The 25,025-nt window shown below is 70.5% G+C and carries 20 protein-coding genes; 6 read left to right on the top strand and 14 right to left on the bottom strand.

Going from position 1 to position 25,025, the window contains the following annotated elements; genetic code table 11:
• Nucleotides 1-5: 5 nt before the first annotated feature.
• The 5 genes from glmM to D892_RS0116120 form a co-directional block, all read right to left on the bottom strand.
• The gene (gene glmM / locus D892_RS0116140; protein WP_024802235.1) at nucleotides 6-1,373 is read right to left on the bottom strand and encodes a phosphoglucosamine mutase; all 1,368 of its coding nucleotides are present in this window, start codon (nucleotides 1,371-1,373) and stop codon (nucleotides 6-8) included.
• Nucleotides 1,374-1,509: 136 nt separating this feature from the next.
• Nucleotides 1,510-2,010: a 30S ribosomal protein S9 gene (gene rpsI / locus D892_RS0116135; protein WP_024802234.1), complete on the bottom strand. Its 501-nt coding sequence runs from the start codon at nucleotides 2,008-2,010 to the stop codon at nucleotides 1,510-1,512.
• Nucleotides 2,007-2,450, bottom strand: coding sequence for a 50S ribosomal protein L13 (gene rplM / locus D892_RS0116130; protein WP_024802233.1), 444 nt, complete (start codon nucleotides 2,448-2,450; stop codon nucleotides 2,007-2,009). Before rplM ends, rpsI begins: the two co-directional genes overlap by 4 nt.
• 217 nt (nucleotides 2,451-2,667) lie before the next feature.
• A complete protein-coding gene (locus tag D892_RS48560; RefSeq protein ID WP_232236096.1) occupies nucleotides 2,668-4,728 on the bottom strand; it encodes a hypothetical protein in 2,061 nt (686 codons plus the stop codon).
• Nucleotides 4,729-4,804: 76 nt separating this feature from the next.
• Nucleotides 4,805-7,474 carry an FHA domain-containing protein gene (locus D892_RS0116120; RefSeq protein WP_024802231.1) on the bottom strand — a complete coding sequence of 890 codons (2,670 nt, stop codon included), beginning with the start codon at nucleotides 7,472-7,474 and terminating at the stop codon, nucleotides 4,805-4,807.
• 111 nt (nucleotides 7,475-7,585) lie between these two features.
• Between D892_RS0116120 and D892_RS0116115 the strand changes: the two genes are divergently transcribed.
• The 4 genes from D892_RS0116115 (at nucleotide 7,586) to D892_RS0116100 (ending at nucleotide 12,081) form a co-directional block, all read left to right on the top strand.
• Complete coding sequence (locus tag D892_RS0116115; RefSeq protein ID WP_024802230.1) at nucleotides 7,586-9,034, top strand: metallopeptidase; 1,449 nt, start codon at nucleotides 7,586-7,588, stop codon at nucleotides 9,032-9,034.
• A gap of 188 nt (nucleotides 9,035-9,222) precedes the next feature.
• A complete protein-coding gene (locus tag D892_RS0116110) occupies nucleotides 9,223-10,212 on the top strand; it encodes a DNA polymerase domain-containing protein (RefSeq protein ID WP_024802229.1) in 990 nt (329 codons plus the stop codon).
• A 2-nt stretch (nucleotides 10,213-10,214) separates the two neighbouring features.
• A complete protein-coding gene (locus D892_RS46675) occupies nucleotides 10,215-10,487 on the top strand; it encodes a hypothetical protein (RefSeq protein WP_198036906.1) in 273 nt (90 codons plus the stop codon).
• A 415-nt stretch (nucleotides 10,488-10,902) separates the two neighbouring features.
• Nucleotides 10,903-12,081 (top strand): glycosyltransferase family 4 protein, encoded by a 1,179-nt coding sequence (locus tag D892_RS0116100; RefSeq protein ID WP_024802228.1) that lies wholly within the window; start codon nucleotides 10,903-10,905, stop codon nucleotides 12,079-12,081.
• Between the two features lie 378 nt (nucleotides 12,082-12,459).
• Here the strand turns inward: D892_RS0116100 and D892_RS41265 are convergent, their stop codons facing one another.
• The 9 genes from D892_RS41265 to D892_RS0116050 all read right to left on the bottom strand — a co-directional run bounded on the left by D892_RS41265 (nucleotide 12,460) and on the right by D892_RS0116050 (nucleotide 23,700).
• Nucleotides 12,460-13,068, bottom strand: a complete 609-nt coding sequence (locus D892_RS41265; protein ID WP_084161569.1) for a MarR family winged helix-turn-helix transcriptional regulator — start codon at nucleotides 13,066-13,068, stop codon at nucleotides 12,460-12,462.
• Between the two features lie 452 nt (nucleotides 13,069-13,520).
• A complete protein-coding gene (locus D892_RS0116090; RefSeq protein ID WP_198036905.1) occupies nucleotides 13,521-15,338 on the bottom strand; it encodes an FUSC family protein in 1,818 nt (605 codons plus the stop codon).
• Between the two features lie 398 nt (nucleotides 15,339-15,736).
• Nucleotides 15,737-16,774: an AraC family transcriptional regulator gene (locus tag D892_RS0116085; RefSeq protein ID WP_024802225.1), complete on the bottom strand. Its 1,038-nt coding sequence runs from the start codon at nucleotides 16,772-16,774 to the stop codon at nucleotides 15,737-15,739.
• Between the two features lie 341 nt (nucleotides 16,775-17,115).
• Nucleotides 17,116-17,910 carry an aldose epimerase gene (locus tag D892_RS0116075; protein WP_024802223.1) on the bottom strand — a complete coding sequence of 265 codons (795 nt, stop codon included), beginning with the start codon at nucleotides 17,908-17,910 and terminating at the stop codon, nucleotides 17,116-17,118.
• A gap of 296 nt (nucleotides 17,911-18,206) precedes the next feature.
• Nucleotides 18,207-18,806, bottom strand: coding sequence for a TetR/AcrR family transcriptional regulator (locus D892_RS0116070; RefSeq protein WP_024802222.1), 600 nt, complete (start codon nucleotides 18,804-18,806; stop codon nucleotides 18,207-18,209).
• Between the two features lie 418 nt (nucleotides 18,807-19,224).
• Nucleotides 19,225-20,526 carry a gephyrin-like molybdotransferase receptor GlpR gene (gene glpR / locus D892_RS0116065; protein ID WP_036568927.1) on the bottom strand — a complete coding sequence of 434 codons (1,302 nt, stop codon included), beginning with the start codon at nucleotides 20,524-20,526 and terminating at the stop codon, nucleotides 19,225-19,227.
• 247 nt (nucleotides 20,527-20,773) lie between these two features.
• Complete coding sequence (locus D892_RS0116060; RefSeq protein ID WP_024802220.1) at nucleotides 20,774-21,424, bottom strand: GNAT family N-acetyltransferase; 651 nt, start codon at nucleotides 21,422-21,424, stop codon at nucleotides 20,774-20,776.
• Nucleotides 21,425-21,433: 9 nt separating this feature from the next.
• A complete protein-coding gene (gene glp / locus D892_RS0116055; RefSeq protein WP_024802219.1) occupies nucleotides 21,434-22,687 on the bottom strand; it encodes a gephyrin-like molybdotransferase Glp in 1,254 nt (417 codons plus the stop codon).
• Between the two features lie 65 nt (nucleotides 22,688-22,752).
• Entirely contained in the window at nucleotides 22,753-23,700 is a 948-nt protein-coding gene (locus D892_RS0116050) for a UTP--glucose-1-phosphate uridylyltransferase (RefSeq protein ID WP_024802218.1), read from the bottom strand.
• Nucleotides 23,701-23,973: 273 nt separating this feature from the next.
• Between D892_RS0116050 and D892_RS0116045 the strand changes: the two genes are divergently transcribed.
• Both D892_RS0116045 and D892_RS45205 read left to right on the top strand, forming a co-directional pair.
• Complete coding sequence (locus D892_RS0116045; RefSeq protein WP_024802217.1) at nucleotides 23,974-24,582, top strand: 5-formyltetrahydrofolate cyclo-ligase; 609 nt, start codon at nucleotides 23,974-23,976, stop codon at nucleotides 24,580-24,582.
• 68 nt (nucleotides 24,583-24,650) lie between these two features.
• A complete protein-coding gene (locus D892_RS45205; RefSeq protein ID WP_084161090.1) occupies nucleotides 24,651-24,977 on the top strand; it encodes an FmdB family zinc ribbon protein in 327 nt (108 codons plus the stop codon).
• The last annotated feature ends 48 nt before the right edge of the window (nucleotides 24,978-25,025 follow it).

The following is a 25,025-nucleotide window of genomic DNA, read 5'->3' as shown; positions in this document are numbered from 1 at the left end:
CGGGCTCAGACGGCCGCGACCCGCTTGGCGAGATCGTCGGCGAGCTGGCGGGCGCGGTCCGGATCGGTCGCCTCGACCATGACGCGGATCAGCTGCTCGGTCCCGCTGGGGCGCAGCAGGACCCGGCCGGACTCGCCGAGGATCCGTTCGGCCTCGGTGACCGCGTCCCGGATCTCGGGGGCCGCGGCGACGGCGGAGCGGTCCGAGACCGGCACGTTGATCAGCACCTGCGGCACGGTCCGCAGCACGCTCGCCAGATCGCGCAGGGTGCTGCCGGTCCGGACCATCCGGGCCATCAGCCTCAGGCCCGTCAGCACCCCGTCGCCGGTGGTGCCGAACGCCGGGAACACCACGTGCCCGGACTGCTCGCCGCCGAGGGTGTACCCGCCCCGGCGCAGCTCCTCCAGCACGTACCGGTCGCCGACGGCGGTGGTGCGCACCGCGATTCCCGCCTCGCGCAGCGCGATGTGCAGACCCAGGTTGCTCATCACGGTCGCGACCAGGGTGTCGTGCGCCAGTTCGCCGGTCTCGTGCATGGCCAGGGCGAGGACGGCCATGATCGCGTCGCCGTCGACCACGGCGCCCGCCGCGTCCACGGCCAGGCAGCGGTCGGCATCGCCGTCGTGCGCCAGTCCCAGATCGGCGCCGTGCTCGCGGACGGCGTGCTGGATCCGGTCCAGATGCGTGGAGCCGCACCGGTCGTTGATGTTCAGGCCGTTCGGTTCGGCATTGATCGCGACGACCCGCGCACCGGCCGCACGGTAGGCCGCGGGCCCCACGTCGGAGGCCGCGCCGTGGGCGCAGTCCACCACGACGGTCAGACCGGACAGGTCGCAATCGGTCGCCGCCACCAGATGCTCGACGTAGCGCTCGTGGGTGCCGTGCAGGCTGTAGTTCTCGTCGACCCGGCCGTCCACCCCGGACTGGCTCAGCACCCGGCCGATCCCGGCGCCGGTCGGGCGGGCGAACGACTTCTCCCGCACCAGTTCCTCGATGCGGTCCTCCACGGTGTCGTCGAGCTTGCGCCCGCCGGCGGCGAAGATCTTGATCCCGTTGTCGGGCATCGGATTGTGCGAGGCGGAGATCATCACGCCCAGGCAGGCGTGGTACGCGGCGGTCAGGTAGGCGACGGCCGGCGTCGGCAGCACCCCGACCGAGAGCACGTCGACCCCGGCCGCGGTGAGCCCGGCGGTCACCGCGGCCTCCAGCATCTCCCCGCTCGCCCGGGGATCGCGGCCGACGACCGCCACCGCGCGCTGCTCGCCGCGGCCGAGAACCTGCGCCGCCGCGGCCGAAACGCGTAGCGCCAGTTCCGGACTCAGCGAATCGTTGGCAAGTCCCCGGACTCCGTCGGTGCCGAACAAACGTCCCATTCCCTCGCCCCTCTGTCTGATCGCGGAACTCCATCGTCACGCAGCGCGCCTGTCCGCGTGGCCGTTCCGCGCGGTGCAGCGGAAACAGCACGAGAGCAGGCGCCCGGACGGGGCGCCTGCTCTCGCACGATCCGGCTCAGCGCTTCGAGTACTGCGGAGCCTTGCGGGCCTTCTTGAGGCCGTACTTCTTGCGCTCGGTGGCACGCGGGTCACGGGTCAGGAAGCCGGCCCGCTTCAGGGCGGGACGGTCGTCCGGGGTGACCTCGATCAGCGCGCGGGCGATCGCCAGCCGCAGCGCGCCGGCCTGACCCGACGGGCCGCCGCCGACCAGGCGGGCGTGCACGTCGAAGTTCTCGGTGCGCTCGACGGTGACCAGCGGGGACTTCACCAGCTGCTGATGCACCTTGTTCGGGAAGTAGTCCTCGATGGTGCGGCCGTTCAGCACGAAGTTGCCGGAGCCCGGCACCAGGCGCACCCGCACCACGGCCTGCTTGCGACGGCCGACGGTCTGCACCGGGCGGTCGATCAGGGACGGGGCGACGGCGGGCTCCAGGGCCTCGTCGTAGCCGGCGCCGTCCTCGACGATCTCGGCGGCTTCCTCGACGTACTCTTCGTTGAATTCCTCGGGAGCGGTCACTGGGCCACCTGCTTGATCTCGAACGGAACGGGCAACTGGGCGGCGTGCGGATGGTCCGGCCCGCTGTAGACCTTCAGCTTGCGGATGACCTGGTTACCCAGCTTGTTCTTCGGGATCATGCCCTTGACGGCACGCTCCACGAGACGGTCGGGGCGGGTCTCGAGCTCCTGCCGGACAGACCGGGTCTTCAGGCCGCCCGGGTGCCCCGAGTGGGTGTGGATGAACTTGCGGTCGGCCTTGTTGCCCGCGATGGCAACCTTGTCGGCGTTGATGATGATGACGAAATCGCCACCATCGACGTTCGGGGCGTAGGTCGGCTTGTTCTTGCCGCGCAGCAGATTCGCTGCCTGCACGGCAAGGCGGCCGAGCACTACGTCAGTGGCGTCGATGACGTACCACTTGCGGGTCACGTCACCGGCCTTGGGGCTGTACGTAGGCACAGTGCTTCCCTGTCTGTCGTCGGTGCTGCCGGCCAGGCGAACGGTCGAGCGATCCCGGCGGCCGGTGGAGACCCGGGACTCGTAGGACGGCACGGGTTACCCCGCGACGTACCGCATGCCAGCGGGCAACGATACCAGCAGACCGATGCGCGGAAGAAATCGGGGAAGCCCGCCGACGAGCCGCCACCTGCGGCGACGAATCGGCACCGGGCCGCCGTCAGACGTGCGTCGGCGGGCCCGGGTCGATGGCGCCGAAGGGTGCCGGGAGCGTGTAGCGGAGGTTGTCGATGCGCAGGTGCGGGCAGGCGGACCGGTCGGCGGTGGCATCCAGGTCGGCGGCGTGCGCCCGCGGGGTGAACGCACAGACCGGACCCGCCGACGAGATGCCGGCGGCCGGCTCGACGACGGGGGCGGTGCCGAGCCCCCGGACGATGTCGCGCGCAACGGCGCTATCGAAGGACACGCCGCTGTCGAAGGACACGCCGGTATCGAGCGCGACCTCTCCCCGCGCCCCGACGGTGGAGACGACGTCGTCCGCCGGCCGCGCGGCGTGAGCGGCCGCATCCTCCGGATACAGGGCCACCGCCGCCAGCGCCAGGGCGCCCACGATCGTCGGCGCGCCGAACAGGTTGTCCTTCATCCGGTGCCACAGCTTGCCGCCGTGCGCGCCGTCGTCTTCGTCGTGGTCGGGAGCCGCATGCGCTCCGCGCGGCTCGGCCGAGCCGCTCTGCTCCCGGCCCAGGACGGTCGTCTGCTGATCGTCGGGGGTCGACGGCGGGCGGGTGAACCGGCTGCCGGACTCCGCGCCTCCCGACGTCATGGCCTGCGCCTGTTCGCGGGTGATCCGCGCGGTGGGTTCCTCGTCCGGATCGCGGACCGCGTGCCGGCCCTCCCGCGGCGGCTCGTCCGGGCGCTGCGGGGACGGCTCCGGTTGCCTGGTCATGGCCTCGGGCCGGTGATACGGAGGCGGGGACGAGCCGGCGTGCCGCGTGCCCTGCTCCGCCGGGCGGCCGCCGGCATGGCGCACCGCGTCGGCCGACCCCGACTGCGTCGCCGTGGCCTCCGGGGTCCGCAGGCTGTGCCGCCCGCCTTCCTCGGGCGACACCGCCGGTGCGGGCGAGGACGTCAGGCGAGCGTTTGCGCCGGGGCCCTCGCGGGGTCCGGTGAGGCCCGACGCCTCCGGGCGGGCCGTGCCCGGCCCGGCGTTCCCCCGGTCCGCTCCGGTGCCGCCGCTCGGCGCCGACCGGCCGGTACCGGGATTCGTCCCAGTGCCCGGCACCGGACGCCCCGGCTCCTCCCCGCGCGCACCGGAGGACGGGCCGGGGGGACGGCCGGCGTCGGGTGCGGGGTTCGGGGGCGGGCCGGCCGAGCCCGGATTGCCCTGCCACGCCTCGGGATTCGGTGCCGGGCGAGATGTTTCCGGATATTCGTCCTCATCGGCCTCGCTGTCGGTGACCAGCAGATGCGCCGCGCCGAGCGCCAGCGCGTGCATCGGATGGTCGGCGACGCGTAGTCGGTGTCCGAGGTGATTCTGGAACGCCAGGCGCAGCGCGTCGTTGAAGCACACATTGCCGGTCAGCAGCACCGAGGAGGTGTCGGCGCCGATCGAGCGGGCCGCGGCCATCACCTCGATCACCACGTTGTCGGCGGAGTGGGCGTCGCGCATGGCGTCGGCGGCGATCGGCACGCCGACCGACTCGGTCGGCTGCTCGTCGTCGCCGTGCACCGCGACCACCAGGCACATCCGGCCGTCGGAGTACACGCCGGTGGCGCCGGAACCGGGCCGGCCCGGTTCCGGCGGGCGGACCAGGCCGAGGGCGCGCACGTAACCGGACAGCGCGACCGATTCCGGCAGCGGTTCGGTCGTCACGTCCAGCAGCTCGACGAGGCGGCTGTACTCATCGATCTTCTCGTCCGGCCAGTCGTCCGGGAACGGCAGCGCGACGACCTCCGGCTTGCCGCGCAGATGCTTACCGATCGCGGCCAGCGGGTTGTACATGCGGGCCCGGAACACCAGATCCACGGGCCATGTCGCACCGGCGATCCGGATCTGCCGATGGCCCAGCACGTCACGCACATCGGAGATGGCGATTCCCAGGTCGGGACGCTGGCGCTCGGCACCGGCCGTGTGCAGGCGGCCGGACGTATCCGCCAGCAGGTACGCCGGCGGCGTATATGTTCCCTCCACTTGGACCGGGCGGATCGGCGTGCCACCGCCGCCTGCGGCCACGGACACCACATCCCAGCCGAGATGTACTGCCCCAACTCGAGCCGTCACATGCATCAGTGTGCCTGCTGCGTCGACGACACGCGCGGGGCAGGTCTCAAACCCCGCGCCGACCTGCGGACCGGTCTCATGCGGCCGTCTTCTTCAACCGCAGCCGCCACCAGGTCAGCACCGACAGGACGGCCGTGATCACCAGGAGCATGACGACGTCCAGCAGCCACCAGCCGGACTTGTGCTGCCACAGCGCGTCGGGCTGCGCACCGGCGAACAGCTCGCGCAGGTCGACCGTCGAGGCGCCGGCGCCGAAGCCCCAGCGCGACGGGAAGACGTACGACATCTGTTCTAGGACGATGCGATCGGTCACCGGGATCATGCCGCCCGCCATCACCAGCTGGCACATGATCATCACGACCAGCAGCGGCATCACCTGCTCGTTGGATTTCGCGACCGTGGACAGCAGCAGGCCGATGACGACGCACGCCACCGCGGTGAACGCCAGATCGATGTACAGCTCCACGCTGCCCGACGGAATCAGCGCTCCCTTGCCCGGCGGATTCTTGCCCGCCAGCACGATCCCCACCAGCACCGCGGCCTGCAACAGCGCCGCGATGCCGAAGATGGCGACCTTCGCCAGCAGATACGCCGACGGCAGCAGGCCGACCGCGCGCTCGCGGTAGAAGATGGCGCGCTCACCGACCAGATCGCGCACGGTCAGGGTGGAGCCCATGAAGCAGGCGCCGAGGATGAGCACCACCAGCAGCTGCTGGGTCTCCCCGCCGCCGTCCCGGACGAACGAGCCGTCCGGCATCGGCACCAGCGCCCCGGGCGCGAACCCGTTCTCGCCGGGCACCACCAGCGACAGCACGCCCAGCACGAACGGCAGCACCACCAGGAACGCCAGATATCCGCGGTCGGCGAGGATCAGCCGCACCTGCCGTCTGGACAGCGTCGAGAACTGTTTCCAGCCACTGGATTTCGGCGGTTGTCCCGTCACACCCCGCGGTGCGACCGGCGGTGGCGGCGGCGCCACGGCCGCCTGGCGGGATCGGTAGTTGGCGAAGGCACCGTCCGGATCGGACGCGACCCGGGCGAAGATATCCGCCCAGTCGCTGGTGCCGAGGTAGTCGCCGACGGTGGCGGGATGCCCGCAGAACGCCGTCTTGCCGCCGGGCGCCAGCAGCAGCACCTGATCGCACATGTCCAGGCAGGCCACCGAGTGGGTGACGACGATGACGGTGCGGCCGGCGTCGGCCAGTTCCCGCAGCATGGTCATGACCTGGCGGTCCAGCGCCGGATCCAGGCCCGAGGTGGGCTCGTCGAGCAGCAGCAGCGCCGGGCCGGTCAGCAGTTCCAGGGCGACCGAGGCGCGCTTGCGCTGACCGCCGGACAACCGGTCGACGCGGGTCTCGGCGTGTTCGGTGAGCGAGAGCTCCTTCAGCACGCCGTCGATCACCTGCTGGCGATCGGCCTTGCTGGAGTCGGGCGGCAGTCGCAGTTCGGCGGCGAAACCGAGCGCCTGCCGGACGGTGAGCTGGCGGTGCAGCACGTCGTCCTGCGGCACCATGCCGATTCGGCTGCGCATGGCCTCGTATTCGGCGTGCAGGTTGCGGCCCTCGAAGGTGACCACGCCCGCGGACGGATGAGTCGTCCCCGCAACGAGTTTCGACAGGGTGGACTTGCCCGCGCCGGAGGGGCCGATCAGCGCGGTCAGGGTGCCGCGCCCGGCCTGCATGTTCACATCGACCAGCAGCTGCTTGTTGCCCTCGACGGCGAATCCGACGCCGTGCACGTGCAGGCCCTGTTCGGCGACCGGCCGCTTGCGGTGCTTCAGCGTGCCTTCCTGCACGACGAAGTCCACGTTGCCGATCGTCACGATGTCGCGCTCGCGCAACACCACCCGCTGCTCGCGACGGCCGTTGACGAAGGTGCCGTTGGCCGAGCCGAGGTCCTCGACGGCCAGGCCCTCGCGGTCCTTCAGCAAGCGGGCATGCCGGCGCGAGGCCAGCGGATCGTTGACGACGATCTGGTTGTCGCTGGTGCGGCCGATGGTCAGGCCGCCGGCCGGGATCCGGTCGGCGCGGGCGACCGGCGAGGTGGAGGTGCGGGCGCGCACCGGCGGCAGCGCCGAGGTGCCGGCCTTGGCCGTCATGTTCTGGTTCACTTCCGGCGGAACCGGTTGCTGCGACGGCGGATTCGGCCGCGGCGGACGCTGCGGCGGAGACTGGGGCGGCCGCTCACGCCCCTGCGGCGGCGCGGGTGGACGCTGCGGCGGGGACTGTGGCCGTTGCGGCGGCTGCGAGCGCTGCGGCGATGCCTGGGGGTTCGCCGCCGGAGTCTGGGGGCGCTGCGCCGAGGGTGGCGGCCGGCGATGCCCCTCCGGCGGCGTCTGCCCGCGCGGCGGCGCCGGGCTCTGCGCGGGCGATGCCGCGCTGCGCGGCGGTTGTGCCGCACCCTGCGGGGGCGGCACCGGGCGCGCCGGGCGCGCGGCATCGGGTACCAGATGCAGCAGCGGCCCGCTGACGGCATCCCCCAGCCGAACCAGCGTCGGGTGCTCGATGGACACCGGCCGCGTCAGCCGCTGCGCATCCACGAACACACCGTTGGTACTTCCGTTGTCGCTGAGTATCCACGTATTACCCTGCCAAGCGAGTGTCGCGTGCACACGGGAAACCAGCGGGCTGTCGACGAACAGCGTCACCTCCGGCGCGCGGCCCATGGTGACGTGCTGATCGGCATCGAAGACGCGATCGGTTCCCTCATGGCGCACGGTAATCTTTTGCGCCCCCGGTGATGACATGTGCCGGATACTATTCGATGATCCGAACGTCGGTGAGGCTCCCGGCTGCCCTCGATTACTCTGTACCGGCGACCGAGACGCAGACGTGACCGGCCCGGGGAGGGAGTGGGTGTGGCGAAACGCCGGGTATTCACCGTGCTGGCCGTGCTCGCGCTGGCGGCCGCATCCCTCGCCGGCTGCACCATGACGACCAGCGGCCGGGCGGTGTCGATCTACGACGACCCGTTCAAGGTGGCCGGACTGCCGACCACCAGCGGCCCGAACGGCCCCCGCCCGGGCGTCCCCGACACCCCGATGTCCGCCGTCGGCGGCGACAACGGCGAGATCGACAAGCTCGCCCTCAACGCCATCGAGGACATCCAAGGCTATTGGCAGGCCGAATATCCCCGCGAGTTCGACGGCCGCTTCACCCCGGTGGGCAAGCTCTACTCGTGGAGCGCGAAGGCGCCCAAGTCGCAGGAGCGCCAGTTCTGCGACGAGTCCACCTACCACCTGGTCAATGCCGCATTCTGTCGGCTGGACAACTCGATCGGCTGGGACCGCGAGGTGCTGCTGCCGATGATGCAGGAGAGCTTCGGCAAGATGGCGGTGGTGATGGTGCTGGCGCACGAATACGGCCACGCCATCCAGACAATGTCGCGCCTGGTGGGGCCCAAGGATCCGGTGATCGTCAAGGAACAGCAGGCCGACTGCTTCGCCGGCGCGTTCATGCGCCATGTCGCCGAGGGCAACGCCCCGCACTTCACCGTCAACACCTCCGACGGGCTGAACAGCGTGCTGGCCGCGACGGTGGCGATCCGCGACGCCAATCCGGACGATCCGGAGGCCGTGCACGGCTCGGCATTCGAGCGGGTGACGGCCGTGCAGATCGGCTTCACCGACGGCCCCAAGGGCTGCAAGGCGATCGATATGAAGGACATCAACCAGCGCCGCAAGAATCTGCCGCAGACGTTCGGCGAGAGCACCGGTGGCCCGGCGAATCTCGATCTGTCCAAGGACTCCCTGATCCGGCTCAGCAAGGAACTGGCCTGGATCATGCCGACCGCCCGCCAGCCGGACTACGACTACCACGGCGCCGAGCTGAACTGCCGCGACGGCGCCAACACCGCACCGGTCACCTATTGCCCCACCACCAACACGATCGGCACCGACGTGGCCGCCCTCGCCGAACGCGGTTCACCCGGCACCGACGAGCGCGACGGATTCCCGACCCGGGTGAGCGGCGACTTCGACGCCTACATCGTGTTCGTGTCCCGCTACACGCTGGCCGTGCAGCACAACGCCGATCAGGCCCTGACCGGGGCCAAGACCGGTCTGCGCGCGGCCTGCCTGTCCGGCGTGATCACCGCGAAGCTGGGCGGGCAGGATCCCCGGTTCGCCCCGGACGATCTCGTGCTGTCGCCGGGTGACCTGGACAAGGCCGTATCGGGCCTGCTGGCCGACGGCCTCGCGGCCAGCGACGTCGAGGGCAACACCGTGCGCAGCGGTTTCGCCCGCGTCGACGCGTTCCGCGCCGGTGTGCTGGGCAACCAGCAGACCTGCGAATCCCGCTACGCCTGACAGCACCGCCTGCTGGGTCGAGGGCCGAAGGAGGCAGCGTGCATAATCACGCAGGCCCCCACCGGGCGCAGACAGCACCGCCTGCTGGGCCGAGGGCCGAGGGAAACAGCTTGCACAACCCCATCAGGCGCGGATAGCAGCGCCTGATCACGGTTGACCGGTGCCCCTCCCCCGGGCATTGTTGGAGCGTGACCGGCGAGGAGACCCGGCTCGGCGTGGCGCTGACGAATCTGGACAAACCGCTGTTCGACGGCGCGAACGCCACCAAGCGCGATCTGATCGACTATCTCGAGGTGGTCGGCGAGCGGCTGGTGCGCGGGTTGCGCGCCCGGCCGCTGTCGGTGGTGCGCATCCGGCCCGGGCAGGAGCCGTTCATGCAGAAGAACCTGCCCAAGTACACGCCCGAGTGGGTGGCCCGGGTGACGGTGTGGGCGGAGAGTTCGCGGCGCGAGGTCACCTATGCCCTCTGCGACGACGTCCGCACGCTGCTGTGGTTCGGCAATCAGCGCGCGATCGAGTACCACCCCACCCTGCTGCTCGCCGAGCACGCCACCGGGCCGACCCATCTCGTCCTCGACCTGGATCCGCCACCCGGGCAGCACTTCCGGCAGGCCGTGCGCGCCGCGGAACTCGTGCGCACCGCCCTGCGCGCCGACGGCCTCGCGGGGGCGGTGAAGACCAGCGGCGCCAAGGGCCTGCACATATTCGTGCCGATCGAGCCCGGCATCGCGATCGAGGATGCCGCCGCGGCCACCCGCGCCGTGGCCGCCCGGGCCGAACGACTCGATTCGGACCTCGCCACCACCGCATTCATCCGGGAGGACCGCGGCGGCAAGGTGTTCCTCGATTCGACCCGCGCCGGCGGCGCGACCGTGGTCGCGGCGTACAGCCCGCGCGTGCGACCCGGGACGCCGGTGTCGTTCCCGCTGTCCTGGTCCGCGCTGCACGACGTGACCCCCGGCGATTTCACGATCCGCACGGCGGCACGGGAACTCGGCGATCGCGATCCGTGGGAGCACGAGATGCCCGCGCCGCAGCCACTTCCCGCCGACCTGGTCGAGGAGGGGCACACCATCCCGGTGGCCCGCGTGCAGGCGATGCACGAGGGCAAGCGCCGGGCCCGAGCCCGCCGAGCGGGTGACGGCCACCAAGCTGGTCCGGCGACCAGTCTGGAATGAGCGTGAATAAAAACCTGCATTACGGTTTGATTGACTATTTACTGGGTAATTGCCATAACGTGCGCGAGCATCGCCCGCCAGAACTGGCGGAGCGCAACCACGAGGAGCGCGGCATGTTCGAAATTGCTTACCTTGGGGCACGACCCGGCGAGGATACGCAACGCATGATACCTGCGCCTGTCGACGGCGATTCAAACAGCACGAGTATTGTCGAAGAATTCCGAGCGGAACGGGCAATTCGCACATCGTGCACAATCGGCGCAGCGCTGATCTAGCGCCGTCACTTCGACGTCCGAGCCGGACTGAACTTTTTTAATGAATGGCTACAGAGTAGAATTTCGACCGTAGCACTACGGCCGATGGTTCCAGCTTGTCCACATACATTTGTTCACGACGACTGGAGGGCAGTGCGGTGAATGCTGGAAAGGCTCGAAGCCTGCAGCACAGACCGTGAAGGAATCAACGCAGCCGGCGCGTGCCGGTGAGACCGATCTGTGGCTGGCACAGTATCGCGATTGCGGCTGCGAACCCGTGGGATTGACGCCGGACAAAGCTCGATTCGTGCGAACGGTGCACGCCGGCCACGGTCCCGGATGCCACCAATACCTGGCCGCCACGGCTTTTTTGGACGGGGCGGTCGATGCAGCGAACGACCCGGTCAACACTCCACACCTTCGAGGAGGCAGCACTATGAGTAGTACCCCGTCCGGCACCGATTCCATCCTCGACCGGCTCCGCGGATCCGGATCGCCGCTGCACATCGTGATGGTGGCCCCGCCCTACTTCGAGGTGCCACCGGCCGGATACGGCGGCGTCGAGGCGGTGGTCGCCCAGCTCGCCGACGCGCTGGTCGACCGCGGACATCGGGTCACGCTGCTCGGCGCGGGGCGCACGGGGACCAGGGCCGATTTCGTGCCGGTGTGGGAGGAGACCCTCGCCGACCGGCTCGGCGATCCGTTCCCCGAAGTACTGAATGCGCTCAAGGTTCGTCGCATCATCACCGAGATCGCGCAGAACGACCGAATAGACGTCGTGCACGATCACACCTTCGCGGGACCGCTGAACGCGCCGATGTACAAGGTGCTCGGCATTCCGACCGTGGTGACCGTGCACGGTCCCGTCGACGGCGATCCGCAGGAATACTATCGAGCGCTGGACGATACGTCGCACCTGGTCGCCATCAGCGATCGGCAACGCAGCCTGGCGACCGAGCTGAATTGGCTTGGGCGCGTGTACAACACGATCCGGCCGAGCGAATTCCCCTACCAGGCCGAGAAGCAGGACTTCGCGTTGTTCCTGGGTCGGTATGCGCCGTACAAGGGTCCGGACCTGGCACTGGAAGCGGCGCATGCCGCACATATCCCACTGGTGCTGGCGGCGAAAATGAACGAGGCTCCCGAAAAGGAGTATTTCGAACGTTCGGTGCGTCCGCTGTTGACGGATAGCGACGTGGTATTCGGCGAAGCCGATTCAATTGCCAAGAGGCTGCTGCTTTCTCAAGCAAAATGTCTGCTGTTCCCGATCCGCTGGGAAGAGCCATTCGGAATCGTCATGATCGAGGCGATGGCCTGCGGCACACCCGTCGTGGCCCTGCGCGGTGGCGCGGTGGACGAGGTGGTCGAGTCGGGCGTCACCGGCATCATCTGCGACGACCCGGCCGAGCTGCCCGCCGCGATCGCCGAGATCGATCGCATCGACCCGGCCGCGTGCCGCCGCCGAGTGGTGGAACGCTTCTCCGACGAACACCTCGGCGCCGGCTACGAAGCCGTCTACTACGCCGCCCTCGAATCCGCGGAACTGCCCCGGATTCCGGCGGTGCCGGCCGGCCGCAGGCGCGACCGCACCCTGTCGGTCGCCAGCAACGGCTGACTCCGCGACACGAAACCCACTGCGCCGCCGCGCAATCGCCCGTGCCCGAGCCCACCGGCCCGGGCACGGGCGCGGCAGCGGTCCAGTGCCCGGCGATAGACCGGTTCCTCTGGCCCAGCGTCCCGGGTTCGCCTGGCGAGTGTCCGGGTTCGCCCGGGCTCAGTGCCCCGGATTCACACCGGCCCAGCACCTCAGGTTCGCACCAGCTCAGCACCCCGGATTCACACCGGCCCAGCACCCCTGGTTCACACCGGCTCAGCACCCCGGATTCACACCGGCCCAGCACCCCGGATTCACACCGGCCCAGCACCCCTGGTTCACACCGGCTCAGCACCCCGGATTCACACCGGCCCAGCGCCCCCAGGTTCACACCGGAGTTCAGTGCCCCAGGCTGCCCAAGCGGCCCTCGAGCAACAGCAGCAGGTCGCCGAGGATCGCCGCCAATTCCGCGCGGTCGCCGGGCGGCAGGCCGGACAGCAGCGCACGCTCGTAGGAAAGTTGTTGCGGCAGTACTCGATCCACCAGCTCCCGCCCCTCATCGGCAAGCCCGATGTGGGCGACGCGGCGGTCGCGGCCGTCGGCACGTCGGGTGACCAGGCCACGATCCGCCAGGCCGCGAACGCGTTTCGTGACGGCGGCGGGCGAGGCGAAGGTCTCCCGGGCGAGCCGGCCGGGCGTCATTTCGGCTCCGACCCGGCGCAGCGCGCTCAGGATGTCGAACTCGGGCCGGGTCAACCCGGCATCGCCCAGCGGCGCATCCGTCACGTGTTGCAGCAGTGCCGCACACCGATTGATCCGCCCGAGAACACCGATCGGCTCGGTATCGAGTTCCGGATGCACCTCGGCCCACAACCGCAACACCCCGGCAACCGCATCCTCCGGCGGTGTACGGGACACCCCCTGGGCCGGTATCGAATCCGCGTCCGATGCCGAACCCGCCGCGAACGCCCGCGACCGATCCACACCGGACGATTGCGACGAATCCATCCCAGACACCGACGCCGGATCTTCTCCGAACACCCGCAAAGAATCCGCCGCGGACACCGGCAACGAATCCGTCGCGGAATCAGATCCCGAACCCTCCGCAACCGTCGGCACCGAACTCGACACAGCCATCGGCGACGAACTCCCCACCGACACCGATACCGAATCCACCGGCAACATCCGCGACCGATCCCCGACGGGCGCCTGCAACGAATCCGCCGCGAACTCGAGTCCCGGACCCTCCGCAGCCGTCGGCACCGAACTCGACGCAGCCGTCGGCGACGAACTCCCCGCCGATACCGATGCCGCGTCCGCCGGCAATGTCCGCGACCGATCCCCGACGGGCGTCCGTGCCGGATTCGCGGCGGGCGACGAGTCCCTCGCACGCGGCGGTGCCGGGTCCGTCGCAGACCTCGGCGCCGAACTCGGTGTGCGACCGGGACCTTCGGCAGTCGTCATGATGCGACCGTAGGCCGGGCCGACAGTTCCGCGAGCATGCGGTGGCCCGTGCGCTCGGCGGCGACGATCCGCTCCTGCGGCAGTGCCGGACTCCACCATTCCCCGGCCGCGGTATCGGCCGATTCCCGCAACTCCACCAGCGCGGTCGCCAACCGCTCCCGCCGGGCGGCTCGATCGCCGGGGCCCGGGCTGCCCGTCGTGCCGAACTCGGTACGGCCGGAACCGAACCCGGAACTGCCGGAACCGGTCTCGGAATCACCGGAGCCGAACTCAGCACCGCCGGAACCGAACCCGATACCGCCGGAGCCGGTCTCGGCACCACCGGTGACAGCCTCGGCACCACCGGTGACAGTCTCGAGATCGCGCAGGGCCGCATCGACCCGGCCGGATACCCGCCGGTTGGGGACGGCGAAGCAGACCAGCATGCCGACGGCCGCGCCCACGCAGGTGTCGAGCCAGCGGTCGGTCACCAATTCCCGTGCGGGATGGCGCATCGCGTACTCGGTCATCACCAGCGCCATCGGCGTGATGAACAGGGTGGCCAGCGCATAGTTACGGGCGACGGTCGCCTCCACCACGACCTGGCACGCGAGCGCGATCACGACCAGCACGACGGGGCTGCCCATGATCGGCACCAGCGCGGTGAACAGCAGCACGCCACCGAGATTGCCCAGCACGCGCTGCACCGCACGCTGCCACGACAGCGCGGTATTGGCGACGTACACCGCCGCCGCGGTCACCACGGCCCAGTACGGCCGGTCCACGCCCAGCGCCAGCGAGGTCCAGCCCGCCACGGCGCTGCCGATCATCACCCGGAGCCCGATCGGGAACAGCGGCGAAGACGGCGCGAATGCCCTTGCCACCCTGTGCCATCCCCCTTCGCGACGATCGGCGGCGCGTTCGGCGGCCAGCCCGCGAATCTCGGCCTCCTCCGCCGCCACCCGGTCCACGGACGGCACCGGGCGCCCGGCGCGCAGCGCGCGGGCCCACTCGTCGAGCACGGCTGCCTCCTCCGAACGCTCTGCCGCGATGAGGGATTCGGCACGCACGACCAGATGGGACAGCCCGGTGAGTTCGGCCGCGGCCGCCGCGGTCCGTGCCCGCACCAAGCGCAGGGTCTGCCAGGCGCTCTGCACGGCCGCGGCCGCCTCGAACCGCGCCCGGCCGGCGGCCGGATCGTCGCCCGCCACCCGCAGCGCCCGCGCCGTCGACTCGAGCGCCCGGGCCACCGCCCTCCGCTCGGGCTCGTGCGGGCGGAACAGGCCGGGCGCCAGGCAGACCGACCAGGCCAGCACGCCGCCGAGCAGGACGAGCGCCAGCTGCCAGGGCAACTCGGCCGGACGAGTGGGCAGGAATGCGGCGGTGGCGGCGATGAAGGTGAGGATGACGTTGCCGGGCGGCCCGATCCGCGTCGCATCGCACACCACCTTGAACACCCCCGCCAGCAGACCGATCACCGCGACCCGGACGACCGCGGAATCGGTGAGTCCCGCCGTGGCCAGGGCGACGCCGGTTCCGGTGACCATGCCGAGCGCCAGCCAGGCCAGCGCGCGAGCCCGCGCCGCGTACGGCATGCCGTGCGCGTACAGCGCACACATCGCACCCGCACCGGTGTAGAAGGCGAGCTCGAGGTGGCCCACGGCGAGCAGCACCACCGCCGGCGCACCGATCGCGAGCACGGCGCTCACCGCCTGGCGGCGCCAGGTGTCGGCCGCGGGCCGCAGGCGCAGCACACCGCGCAGCGGCAGCACACCGCGCATCCTCCGGTATGCGCGCACGGCATGGCCGGTCTGTTGCTGGGTCGGAGGAAGCACGCCCTCGATGTTAGCAGATATTTTACTAGTAAAATACCAGTCGGTAGGCGTATCGAGGCGGGCGATCACCCGGCCGAGGCCGCACTCGCCGGATCACGCAGGTCGTAGATCCGTACCGGACAGCGACGGAACGCCTCGCGGCGCCATCCGGGCGGTCGCAGGATTGCGTTTCGAGCGCCGAATTTTCCGGACAAAACAGACAGTTGTAGACGAGTCCGGGTATCCGGCGGCACCACCCCAAGAGGCCGGCGGGGAAACTGTGTCCAATCACAAAGAATTGTGCGAGAAAAGTTGGCGTTCTATTTCCCGTTCAACTATCAGACGACTGATATTGCGGGCCGATTCTTGCCCCTCGGGGGCGGTTCCGAGATTTGTCTCGGACAGTCGGCGTTCGAACGCTACTTACGCAGAATCGTTTGCCGGTACGCCCGCGGAGACATGCCGCGCCAGCGAGTGAACGCATGCGTGAAGTTTGCGGTCTCGGCGTAGCCGAGGCGGCGCGCCACATCCTCGACGGTCGCCGACGTGCGCAGCAACTCCGCGGCCTTGATCTCGCGCACGTTGTTGAGCAGGCCGCGGAAGGTCGTGCCCTCGTCGGCCAGCCGGCGCCGCAGCGTGCGCACCGTGATGTGCAACTCCGCGGCGATCTCGGCCATCGACGGCATCCGATCGGGATCGCTCAGCAGCCGTTCCCGCACCTTTGCCGTCACTCGCCAGCCCGCGTCCAGCAGATGCCGCAGCGCCTCCCGGCATTGCCGCTCGAGCGCCGACGCGGTGCGCGAATCCGATTGCGGCATCGGCTGATCCAGGAACGACCGGGGCAGGATCACCAGGTTGCGGGGACACTCGAAGGCGATCGGATGCCGATCGAACGGCGTGATGACCGACAGCTCGTCACCCCGGTCGGCCGAGATCTGCATCTCGACGCCGAGCACCGGGATCTCGACATCGAGCAACTCGCCGGCCATGAAGATGAACGCCACCTCGCGTTCGACGAAGTAGGCGCGCACGTCCTCGGGGACCCCGTCGCCGTCGACCACGATGGCGACCTCGTCACCGCGATCCTCCAGGGCGTACCGCGCCGCGACCGAGACCAGCGCCTGATACCGGATGGTGATCGACAGAACGTCCCCGATCGTCGGGCTGACCAGGGCGGCGAGACCCACCATGCCGCCGTTGCCGATGGTGGCGTGGCGGGCGGTCTGCACGCCCAGTCCGGGACGGTCGCCGAGCCGCGACAGCAGATTTCGGGCTACCGCGAATTCCTGGTCCGGCCAGATTTCCACATTATCGTCGGCGAGCCGCTCCGGCACTATTCCGGTGCCGGCCAATAACAATGTTTCGTCGAGACCGTGCGCTTGACCGACACTGACCATCATCCGCACACTGACGCTGCTGTGGGGTAGCACGCCGAGCGAGGCACCGAACGAATCCACTGTCCGAAATTACCAACAATCCGTCCCGTCGTCACATTCTTCGGTAGGAAATCCCGGAATATGGTCTATCGCACCGGCGTCGTCGGCCCTCCCGGCCCGATGCCCGGCGGTTTCAGGGAATCCAGGAAGAGGCCTCCGACCGTGGACATGTTCAGCACGTGCTGGATCGAACCGCTCCAGCTGACCCCGCAGAAAGCTCATGCCATCATGCAGATGCACATCACGTGCCGGACCGAGGAGTGCCCCCGGCGCCGGGCCGCGGTCCGGACCCTGATCGACGCCGGCCACCTGATACCCGATTCGTCCCGCGTCCGGTAACCGGTTCGCCCGCTCGGCCGCGATCAGTCGAGCGCCCGCCAGCGCCAGGTCATCTCGGCGATCAGCGGATCCTCCGGCGTGACCGCCCGCGGCCGGGTGTTCAGCCCGTTGGGCGGCCCGGACTGCGGCTCGACACAGACCGTCTCGGCGGGCCGGTCGTAGACCACCACCCAGTGCAGCGGGCTGCCGACTGTCAGCTCGAACGCTCCCGGCCAGGTGAGCGTGACGCGCACCCCCTCGGGCATCCCGAAACAGTCGTCCCACGGCCCCGGCAGCGGGTCGATACGGTTGCCGTCGGGAAGGTAGTCGGGGCCGCGCTCCTCCTGCCAGGCCGCCGCGAAATCCAGTTCGACCGGTTTCCCGTCGACGCTCAGCCGGCGGTTGAACCACGGATGCCATCCGGCCTGCGCCGGAAACGATTCGGCCGCCGCCTCGACGCTCATCCGGAACGCCGCCGATTCCTCGCCGAGCGCGAACGACTGCACGACCCGGCCCGCGAACGGCCAGGGATCGCGGAGTTCTTGTGCGAGAACGACTTCCGACTCGCTTCGACGCACCACATTCCACCGATGGTCGCGCACGGTGCCGTGAATGGCGTGCGGTTCGGCATTGCGCGGCAATTGCCGGGTGCGGCCGTCCCATTCGAACGCGCCGTCGCGCATCCGCCCACACCACGGCGCCATCGGAAAGCTGCCGAAGCGGGCGCCGGTGCGCAGGACATCGGCCGCGCCGACCCGGAACCTCGCGATCCGCCCCGTGCTCGCATCCACCGCCATCCGCGCCCGCCCCGCGACCAGCTCCAGCTCCTCGTCCGACACCCTCGCCTCCCTCACCACACCCGACCGGCCGCCTCGGCCCTGCGTTCCCAGCATGGCACAGCGTGCCCGTATCCCCCGGCGCGCCCACGACGGTCTCGCCCACGACGGTCTACGGACAACCTCCGACACAACGGCACGTTCGGCTCGGACACGATCGCGACCCGCCCGCCGGCCGTTCCGGCACCGAGCCCGGACGACAGCGGCTACCTCAGCACAACCCCTGGGTGACACCGCCGAACTCGGCTGCCACCTCGACAGCCGGAACGGCAAGCGGCACAAGGACAGTACGCGCGCGGCTACGGAGTGCCGGTCCACGCGCCGGTCCACGCGCGGGCCAGGCGGGTGGCGCGGGCGGGCGGCATGCGGCCGGGTTCGGTGAGCACCGCGATCGTCAGACCGTCCAGCAGGGCGAGCAGTTCGGCGGCGGCATCGGTGGCATCGGCGGCGCGGTCCGGATTGGCATCGGCGAGCGTGCCGGCGAGGATGTCCTGGGTGCGCTGCCACTGGTCGCGGTGCAGGGCGGCGATCTCCGGGTCGTGGGCGGCGCGCGCCGCCAGCGCCAGCCACACGCGCGCCAGGATGTCGCCGCTATCCGGCGCGATGAGCAGATCGGTGAGGCGTTCGAGGCGATCGCCCGGTGGCTGGTCGGCGACGCCGGAATCCAGGAAGCGGCTGGCCGCCTCGTCCCGGACGTGCTCCCAGACCCGTCGCAGCAGATCGTTCTTCGTCGAGAAGTAGTACTGGACGGTGCCGATGGATACGTGCGCGCGGGCGGCCAGGGCGCGAATGCTGACGCCCTCCAGCCCGTCCTCCGCGATCACCTCGGCCAGCCGGTCGAGCAGCTCGCGGCGACGATCCGTCGCCTCGGCCGTCGAGGCCGCCCGCCTAGCGCCCATCGAGCCGACTCCTCTCCCGCCGGTTGCAGTCCCGATAGTAACGCCGCGCCACGACACCGAGCCGCCGCGCACGCGACGGTCCGCACCACCCGCATCGGCCGACGAACAGAACAAACCCGGCCCCACCGCCGACGACAGGTCCACAATGACCCCACGCGGGCACCGCCTGTACCGAGGATCCCACGCCGACCGCACCAACGCCCCTACCCCAGCCCGCGGACACCGAAACGAGCAGCACTCGACGTTCAGCGCCGAGCGCAGCCTGCGGCGACCAACTCGCATTCCCGCTGCCGGACAGCGTCCGACCGGCACAGTCCGACAGACGATCCGGGCGATATCCCCTGCCGACGCCTACGGTCCTGCCGTAGAACGACGGCACCCGCTTCCTCTGCGGCGCGGCCCTCCGGGCGGCCCGGCCCTATTCCCCTGCGGCGCGGCGGATTTCGCCGCCCGCGGCGCGGTTGCGGGTGGCGCGGGCGGCCGCGGCGTCGAAGGGCTCCAGGTGGTCGAAATCGGCGTTCTCGTCGTCCACGTCCAGCACCACGGCGCGGCGGCGCAGCACGCGCGCGGCATCGCGGTCGAGGGCGGCGCGCTCGTCGCGCGTCGGACGGGCCGACACCGCACCGGACTCCGGCCGGTGGTCGCCGCGCGACAGCCGGGCCGCCCGGCGCCGCCGGATCTCCTCCTCCATCCGGACCTGACGCCGCAGGTAGACGAGGTAGGTAGCGAGCACCAGCACCGACAGTGCACACCCCCACCACAGCATCGGCGCTACCGCGAAGGCGAACGCGCCGAACATCAAGGCGCTCAGTGCCAGCCCGAGCGCGGTGCGCTGCCGGAATCGGTAGCGAATCCGGCGGGCCGCCGCATCGGACTCCGGGTCGTAGCCGCCGCGACCGCGGCGCTGCGAGACGTAATCCGCGGCGTCGGAATCAAATTCGACCGGTTCGGGCAGGTGTGCCGGATCGGCCGCCGACGGGGCGGGTGGTATCCGGACCGTCATTGCCGGAGCGGACCGCTCCGCGGCACCCTCGTCGACGTCGGCGGCGCGCTCATGTCCGGCGGCACCGTCATGTCCGGCGACACCGTCGTATCCAGCGGCATCGTCATGTCCGGCGACACCGTCGTATCCAGCGGCACCGTCATGTCCAGCCACACCGTCGTATCGGGCGGCACCGGCCGCGTCGTCGAGCGATCCGCCGGACTCGCCGTCGGCCGGGTCGTATTCGCGGGACTCGCCGTCGTCGGCCGCGGCCTCGGCGGGGTCGGGTGTGGTGCCGTCCTCGTCGCTCTCGCCGCGCTCGTCGGCGTCGTCCCACTCGGCATCCTCGGCCCCGGCGCCCTCGATCTCGGCATCCTCGATGTCGGCGCCGAGGACCTCGCTCCCGGCCTCGGCCGCCATCGACTCGGCGGGGTCGCGGGCGGTCTCGTCGTCGTGCTCGGTGACGGTTTCATCGGCAGATGTCGTCATCCGATCCTCCGCATCATCGCCGTGGGAAAGCTTTCTCTGCACACGGGTCGGCACCCAGTCCGGGTCGGAGTCGTGCCCGGCGGCCGGTCCCTTCTTCATCCGCCGCTTGGTACCGCCGCGGTGCAACACCCGGGTGGCCAGCGCGGCATCCGTGGTACGCCGGATGCGCGGATGCCGGTCGGCGAGCATCGGAAACAGCACGAAGACCCAGAGCACGACCAGGCCGATCCACAAGATCGAATTCGGCATCGCGCTCACACCTCCGTCCCCGCCTGGCCGTTGTCCCTTCGACGGTCGTCACCTCATCGCCGGCGCGGTATCCCGTCGTCGCGCCGGTCGCACCGCCGCCACGTCGGGCCACTTCGCAGGCTCCCTTCCGATAGCGCACGACGCACCACCGACGTCCGTAGGCTAGTGCCGAACCACAGGAATAGCCCGCAGGCGCGCCGCCCACACCCGCCCCACAAGTAACACGACACACCGATCACCGGCGCCGCTAGGCCAGCGTGGCCCGGCCGGTGCGGACCAGCCGGTCGACGACCGTGCCGGTCAACTCCTCCGCCGTCATCGCCACCAGCAGATGGTCGCGCCAGGAGCCGTCCACGTCGAGATAGCGGCGCAGCAGTCCCTCCTCGCGGAAACCCACCTTGCGCAGCACGGCCTGACTGGCCAGGTTCTCCGGGCGCACGGTCGCCTCCACCCGATGCAGCCCGACCGGGCCGAAACAGTGGTCCAGGCCCAGGGCCAGCGCGGCGGTGGCCACCCCTCGGCCGCCGACCTCCTCGGTCACCCAGTAGCCGATCCACGCCGACCGGAGCGCGCCGCGCACGATATTGCCGACGGTCAACTGGCCCGAAAACGTCCCGTCGACCTCGATCACCAGCGGAATCATCGCCCCGCGGCGCGCCTCGGCCTTCAGGCTCGACCACAGCGAGGGCCAGTTCGACACATGGTTGCGGGCGTCCCACGAGCCGCGGCCGGTCGGTTCCCAGCGCTCCAGATGGGCACGGTCCCGGATCCGGATGCGCGACCACGTGGTGGCGTCACGCAGCCGGATCGGCCGCAGCGTGACCTGCCCGGCGGCGACCCGCACGGGACCCAGATGCGCGGGCCAGCCCGGGTGCTGGGCGGTCCGGAACACGTTCATGTCCACGATTCACCCGCGCTGCGCGAGAAAGGCCACCGGCACCTCGTCCCCGGTACGCACCTCGGTGACGTCCGGATCCAGCACGATCAGGCTGTTCGCCTCGGCGAGGGTGGACAGCAGATGGGAGGATCCGTTGCCGCCCAGCGGCTGCACCAGATACTCGCCGGTCTGCTCGTCGCGCATCAGCTGCGCGCGCAGATAGCCGCGCCGGCCCGGCATCGAGGTGATCGGCATGATCGTGCGCGCCCGCACGATCCGGCGCATCGGATGCCGCCGGCCCAGCGCGATCCGGACCAACGGGCGCACCATCACCTCGAAGACCACCAGCGCGCCGACGGGATTCGACGGCAGCAGGAACGTCGGCACCTCGTCGCGGCCGAGCCGGCCGAAGCCCTGCACGGATCCGGGGTGCATGGCGACCCGGGCGATCTCCAGTTCCCCCAGGTCGGACAGGGCCTCACGAATCTGCTCGGAGGCCCAGCCACCGACCGCGCCCGCTATCACCACGACCTCCGAGCGGACCAGCTGGCCCTCCACCACATCGCGCAACCTCGCGGGATCGGCACTCACGATGCCCACCCGGTTCACGTCGGCGCCCGCGTCTCGGGCCGCGGCGGCCAGCGCATAGGAGTTCACGTCGTAGACCTGACCCGGGCCCGGCGTGCGATCGATGTCGACCAGTTCGCCACCGATCGAGATGACCGACAACCGGGGCCGCGGATGCACCAGCACCTTGTCCCGGCCCACCGCGGCCAGCAGTCCGACCTGCGCGGCCCCGATGATGGTGCCGGCCCGCACCGCGATGTCGCCGGGCTGCACGTCGTCGCCGATGCGGCGCACGTAGTCGCCGGACCGCACCGGCTCGTAGACCTCGATCCGGGCGCGCCCGCCGTCGGTGAAGTCCAGCGGCAGCACCGCGTCGGCCAGTGTGGGCAGCGGCGCGCCGGTGTCGACCCGGACGGTCTGGCGGGGCTGCAACCGGTTCGGCTGCCGCGAACCCGCGGCGACCTCGCCGACCACCGGAAGCGTCAGATCGATCGGATTGCCGTCCTCGTCGCGGATCTCGGCGCCGGCGCCCTGCACGTCGACGCTGCGCACGGCGTATCCGTCGATGGCCGCCTGGTCGAATCCGGGTAGCGGCCGCTCGGTGACGACATCCTCGGCGCACAGCAGACCCTGGGCCTCGGAGATCGCGACCCGGACGGGCCGCGGGGCGACGGCCGCCGCGGTCACCTTGATCTGCTGGTCCTCAACCGAGCGCATGCAGCCCTTCCCTCATAGTCCGGCGTCTCCCCGACCCCGCACGACGAGAAGCCGAGCTGCCCGCGTCACTCCGACGAGGTCAGCTGCGGATTCCAGTCGGGAGCGAGCCGACGCTCCAGCCACTCACGCAGCGCGGGGCCGTATTCCTCTCGCTCCAAAGCGAAATCGACCGCAGCACGAAGATAACCGCCCGGGTTGCCCAGGTCGTGGCGCGACCCACGGTGCACCACCACATGAACCGGATGACCCTCGGCGATCAGCAGCGAGACGGCGTCGGTGAGCTGCAGTTCACCGCCCGCGCCGGGCTCGATGCGGCGCAGCGCGTCGAAGATCTCGCGGTCGAGCAGGTAGCGGCCGGCGGCGGCATAGGTCGACGGGGCGTCGGCCAGTTCGGGCTTCTCCACCATGCCCTTGACGCGCAACACATTCGGGTTCACCGCGTCGGGCACCGAGGCCACGTCGAAGACGCCGTACGCGCTCACCTGATCCTTGGGCACGTCGATCGCGCACAGCACCGTGCCGCCGCGCTTGCGGCGCACCCGGGACATCACCTCGAGCACGCCGCTCGGCAGCACCAGGTCGTCGGGCAACAGCACCGCGATCGCGTCCTCGTCGGGGTCGAGCGCCGCCTCCGCCTGTGCCACCGCGTGGCCCAGGCCCAGTGGCTCCTCCTGCACCACCGACGTCACATCCAACAGCCCCGGCGCCTTGCGCACCTTCTCCAGCAGCTGGAACTTGCCGCGCTCGGCGAGCGTGCTCTCCAGCATCAGGTCCTCGACGAAGTGGGCTACCACGCCGTCCTTACCGGGCGAGGTGACGATCACCAGCCGGGCGGCGCCAGACTCGGCGGCCTCCGCCGCGACCAGTTCGATGCCGGGCGTATCCACCACCGGCAGCAGTTCCTTCGGCACGGTCTTGGTCGCGGGCAGGAACCGCGTCCCGAGCCCGGCCGCGGGCACCACGGCCGTGCGGAAACCAGCCTGCGTCGCGTCCGTTCCGGCGTCAGCTGTCATAACGCACACCCTATCCATCAGATTCGTCGGCCGGACCGGCTTCGACCGGCCCGGCATCCCGGAGAGCCTAGGCGTCGGCGGGGACAGGCGCTTGTCGACGACAGCCCCTCGACGCGGTCTCGCCGAGCATTCGTTCGGCGCGGTCGGCCCGCGCGTGAACGCCGCGGGCACCGGCCGAGACTCGGCTCGATTTACATCGTTTACCCCCGGACCGGATCGAGTAACCCACGGGCGTACCGGATCACGTTCCCGCCCCGGTCCTATCGTGGTCGGGTGAATATCGCCGGTCAGCGTGACAAGAACCAGTGGCGGGCCGAGGTGTCGGCGCGGCGGGCGTCCGTCGCCGCGCCGGTGCGGGCGGGCGAGGCGGCGGCGCTGGCGGGCGCCGCGGCGCGGGTGGCGGCGGACTGGGCGCCCGCCGGCTGGGTCGCCGCGTACGTGCCGGTGGGCACGGAGCCCGGTTCGACGGGCATGCTCGACGCGCTGCGCTCGGCCGGGGCCAGGGTGCTGCTGCCGGTCACGGGGCCGCCGGGGCCGCTGGACTGGGCCGAGTACTCCGGCGCCGGCTCGCTGCACCGCGGCCGCTACGACCTGCTGGAGCCGGCCGGGGCCCGAATGTCCCCGGCCGCAATCGAATTGGCGGGAGTTATCCTGGTACCCGCGCTGGCGGTGGACCGGCGCGGCGTGCGCCTGGGCCGGGGCGCCGGATATTACGACCGCACGCTGCCCGCCGCGCGGCCCGATGCCCGGCTGATCGCTGTGGTGCGGGACGAGGAGGTGGTCGCCCGGCTGCCGGAGGAACCACACGATCGGCGGATGGGCTGGGCGCTGACTCCCGGCGGCGGACTGCGACGTTTGGCCGGCCCGGCGAGCGGGAATTAATGCCCGATTGGCAATGTTGGCACTGTCGGCTGTAGAGTGCTAGCGACGGAGACTGTGGAGGTCCTTCAGTGCCTACTTACTCGTATCAGTGCACCCAGTGTGGCGACAAGTTCGACATCGTCCAGTCGTTCTCGGACGATACCCTCACCACCTGCGAGAAGTGCAACGGTAAGCTGCGTAAGCTCTTCAACTCGGTCGGCATCGTGTTCAAGGGCAGCGGTTTCTACCGCACCGACAGCCGCAACGGCTCCTCGACCTCGAGCGAGCCGGCCAAGGCCGACAGCTCCTCGTCCGAGTCGTCCTCGTCGGGCGGTTCGGAGTCGTCCGGCTCCGGTTCGTCGACCACCTCCACCTCGGGCAGCTCCAGCACCGCCAGCACCGGTTCCGCCGCCTGACCCCCCTCGGCCCAGGCGGCGTCGTCCACAGGCTTTCAGTTATCCACA

It is taken from the genome of Nocardia sp. BMG51109, assembly GCF_000526215.1.
In the GTDB taxonomy this organism is placed as follows: domain Bacteria; phylum Actinomycetota; class Actinomycetes; order Mycobacteriales; family Mycobacteriaceae; genus Nocardia.
The sequence above is the reverse complement of the archived record's forward strand: the minus strand, read 5'-3'. Positions and strand labels throughout refer to the sequence as shown.

Bases quoted from the DNA above. Each gene is read 5' to 3' on its own strand.
- glmM (WP_024802235.1), bottom strand. From the start codon at position 1,373: ATGGGACGTTTGTTCGGCACCGACGGAGTCCGGGGACTTGCCAACGAT.
- D892_RS0116120 (WP_024802231.1), bottom strand. From the start codon at position 7,474: ATGTCATCACCGGGGGCGCAAAAGATTACCGTGCGCCATGAGGGAACC.
- D892_RS0116100 (WP_024802228.1), top strand. From the start codon at position 10,903: ATGAGTAGTACCCCGTCCGGCACCGATTCCATCCTCGACCGGCTCCGC.
- D892_RS41265 (WP_084161569.1), bottom strand. From the start codon at position 13,068: ATGGATTCGTCGCAATCGTCCGGTGTGGATCGGTCGCGGGCGTTCGCG.
- D892_RS0116070 (WP_024802222.1), bottom strand. From the start codon at position 18,806: ATGGGCGCTAGGCGGGCGGCCTCGACGGCCGAGGCGACGGATCGTCGC.
- glpR (WP_036568927.1), bottom strand. From the start codon at position 20,526: ATGCCGAATTCGATCTTGTGGATCGGCCTGGTCGTGCTCTGGGTCTTC.
- D892_RS0116060 (WP_024802220.1), bottom strand. From the start codon at position 21,424: ATGAACGTGTTCCGGACCGCCCAGCACCCGGGCTGGCCCGCGCATCTG.
- glp (WP_024802219.1), bottom strand. From the start codon at position 22,687: ATGCGCTCGGTTGAGGACCAGCAGATCAAGGTGACCGCGGCGGCCGTC.
- D892_RS0116050 (WP_024802218.1), bottom strand. From the start codon at position 23,700: ATGACAGCTGACGCCGGAACGGACGCGACGCAGGCTGGTTTCCGCACG.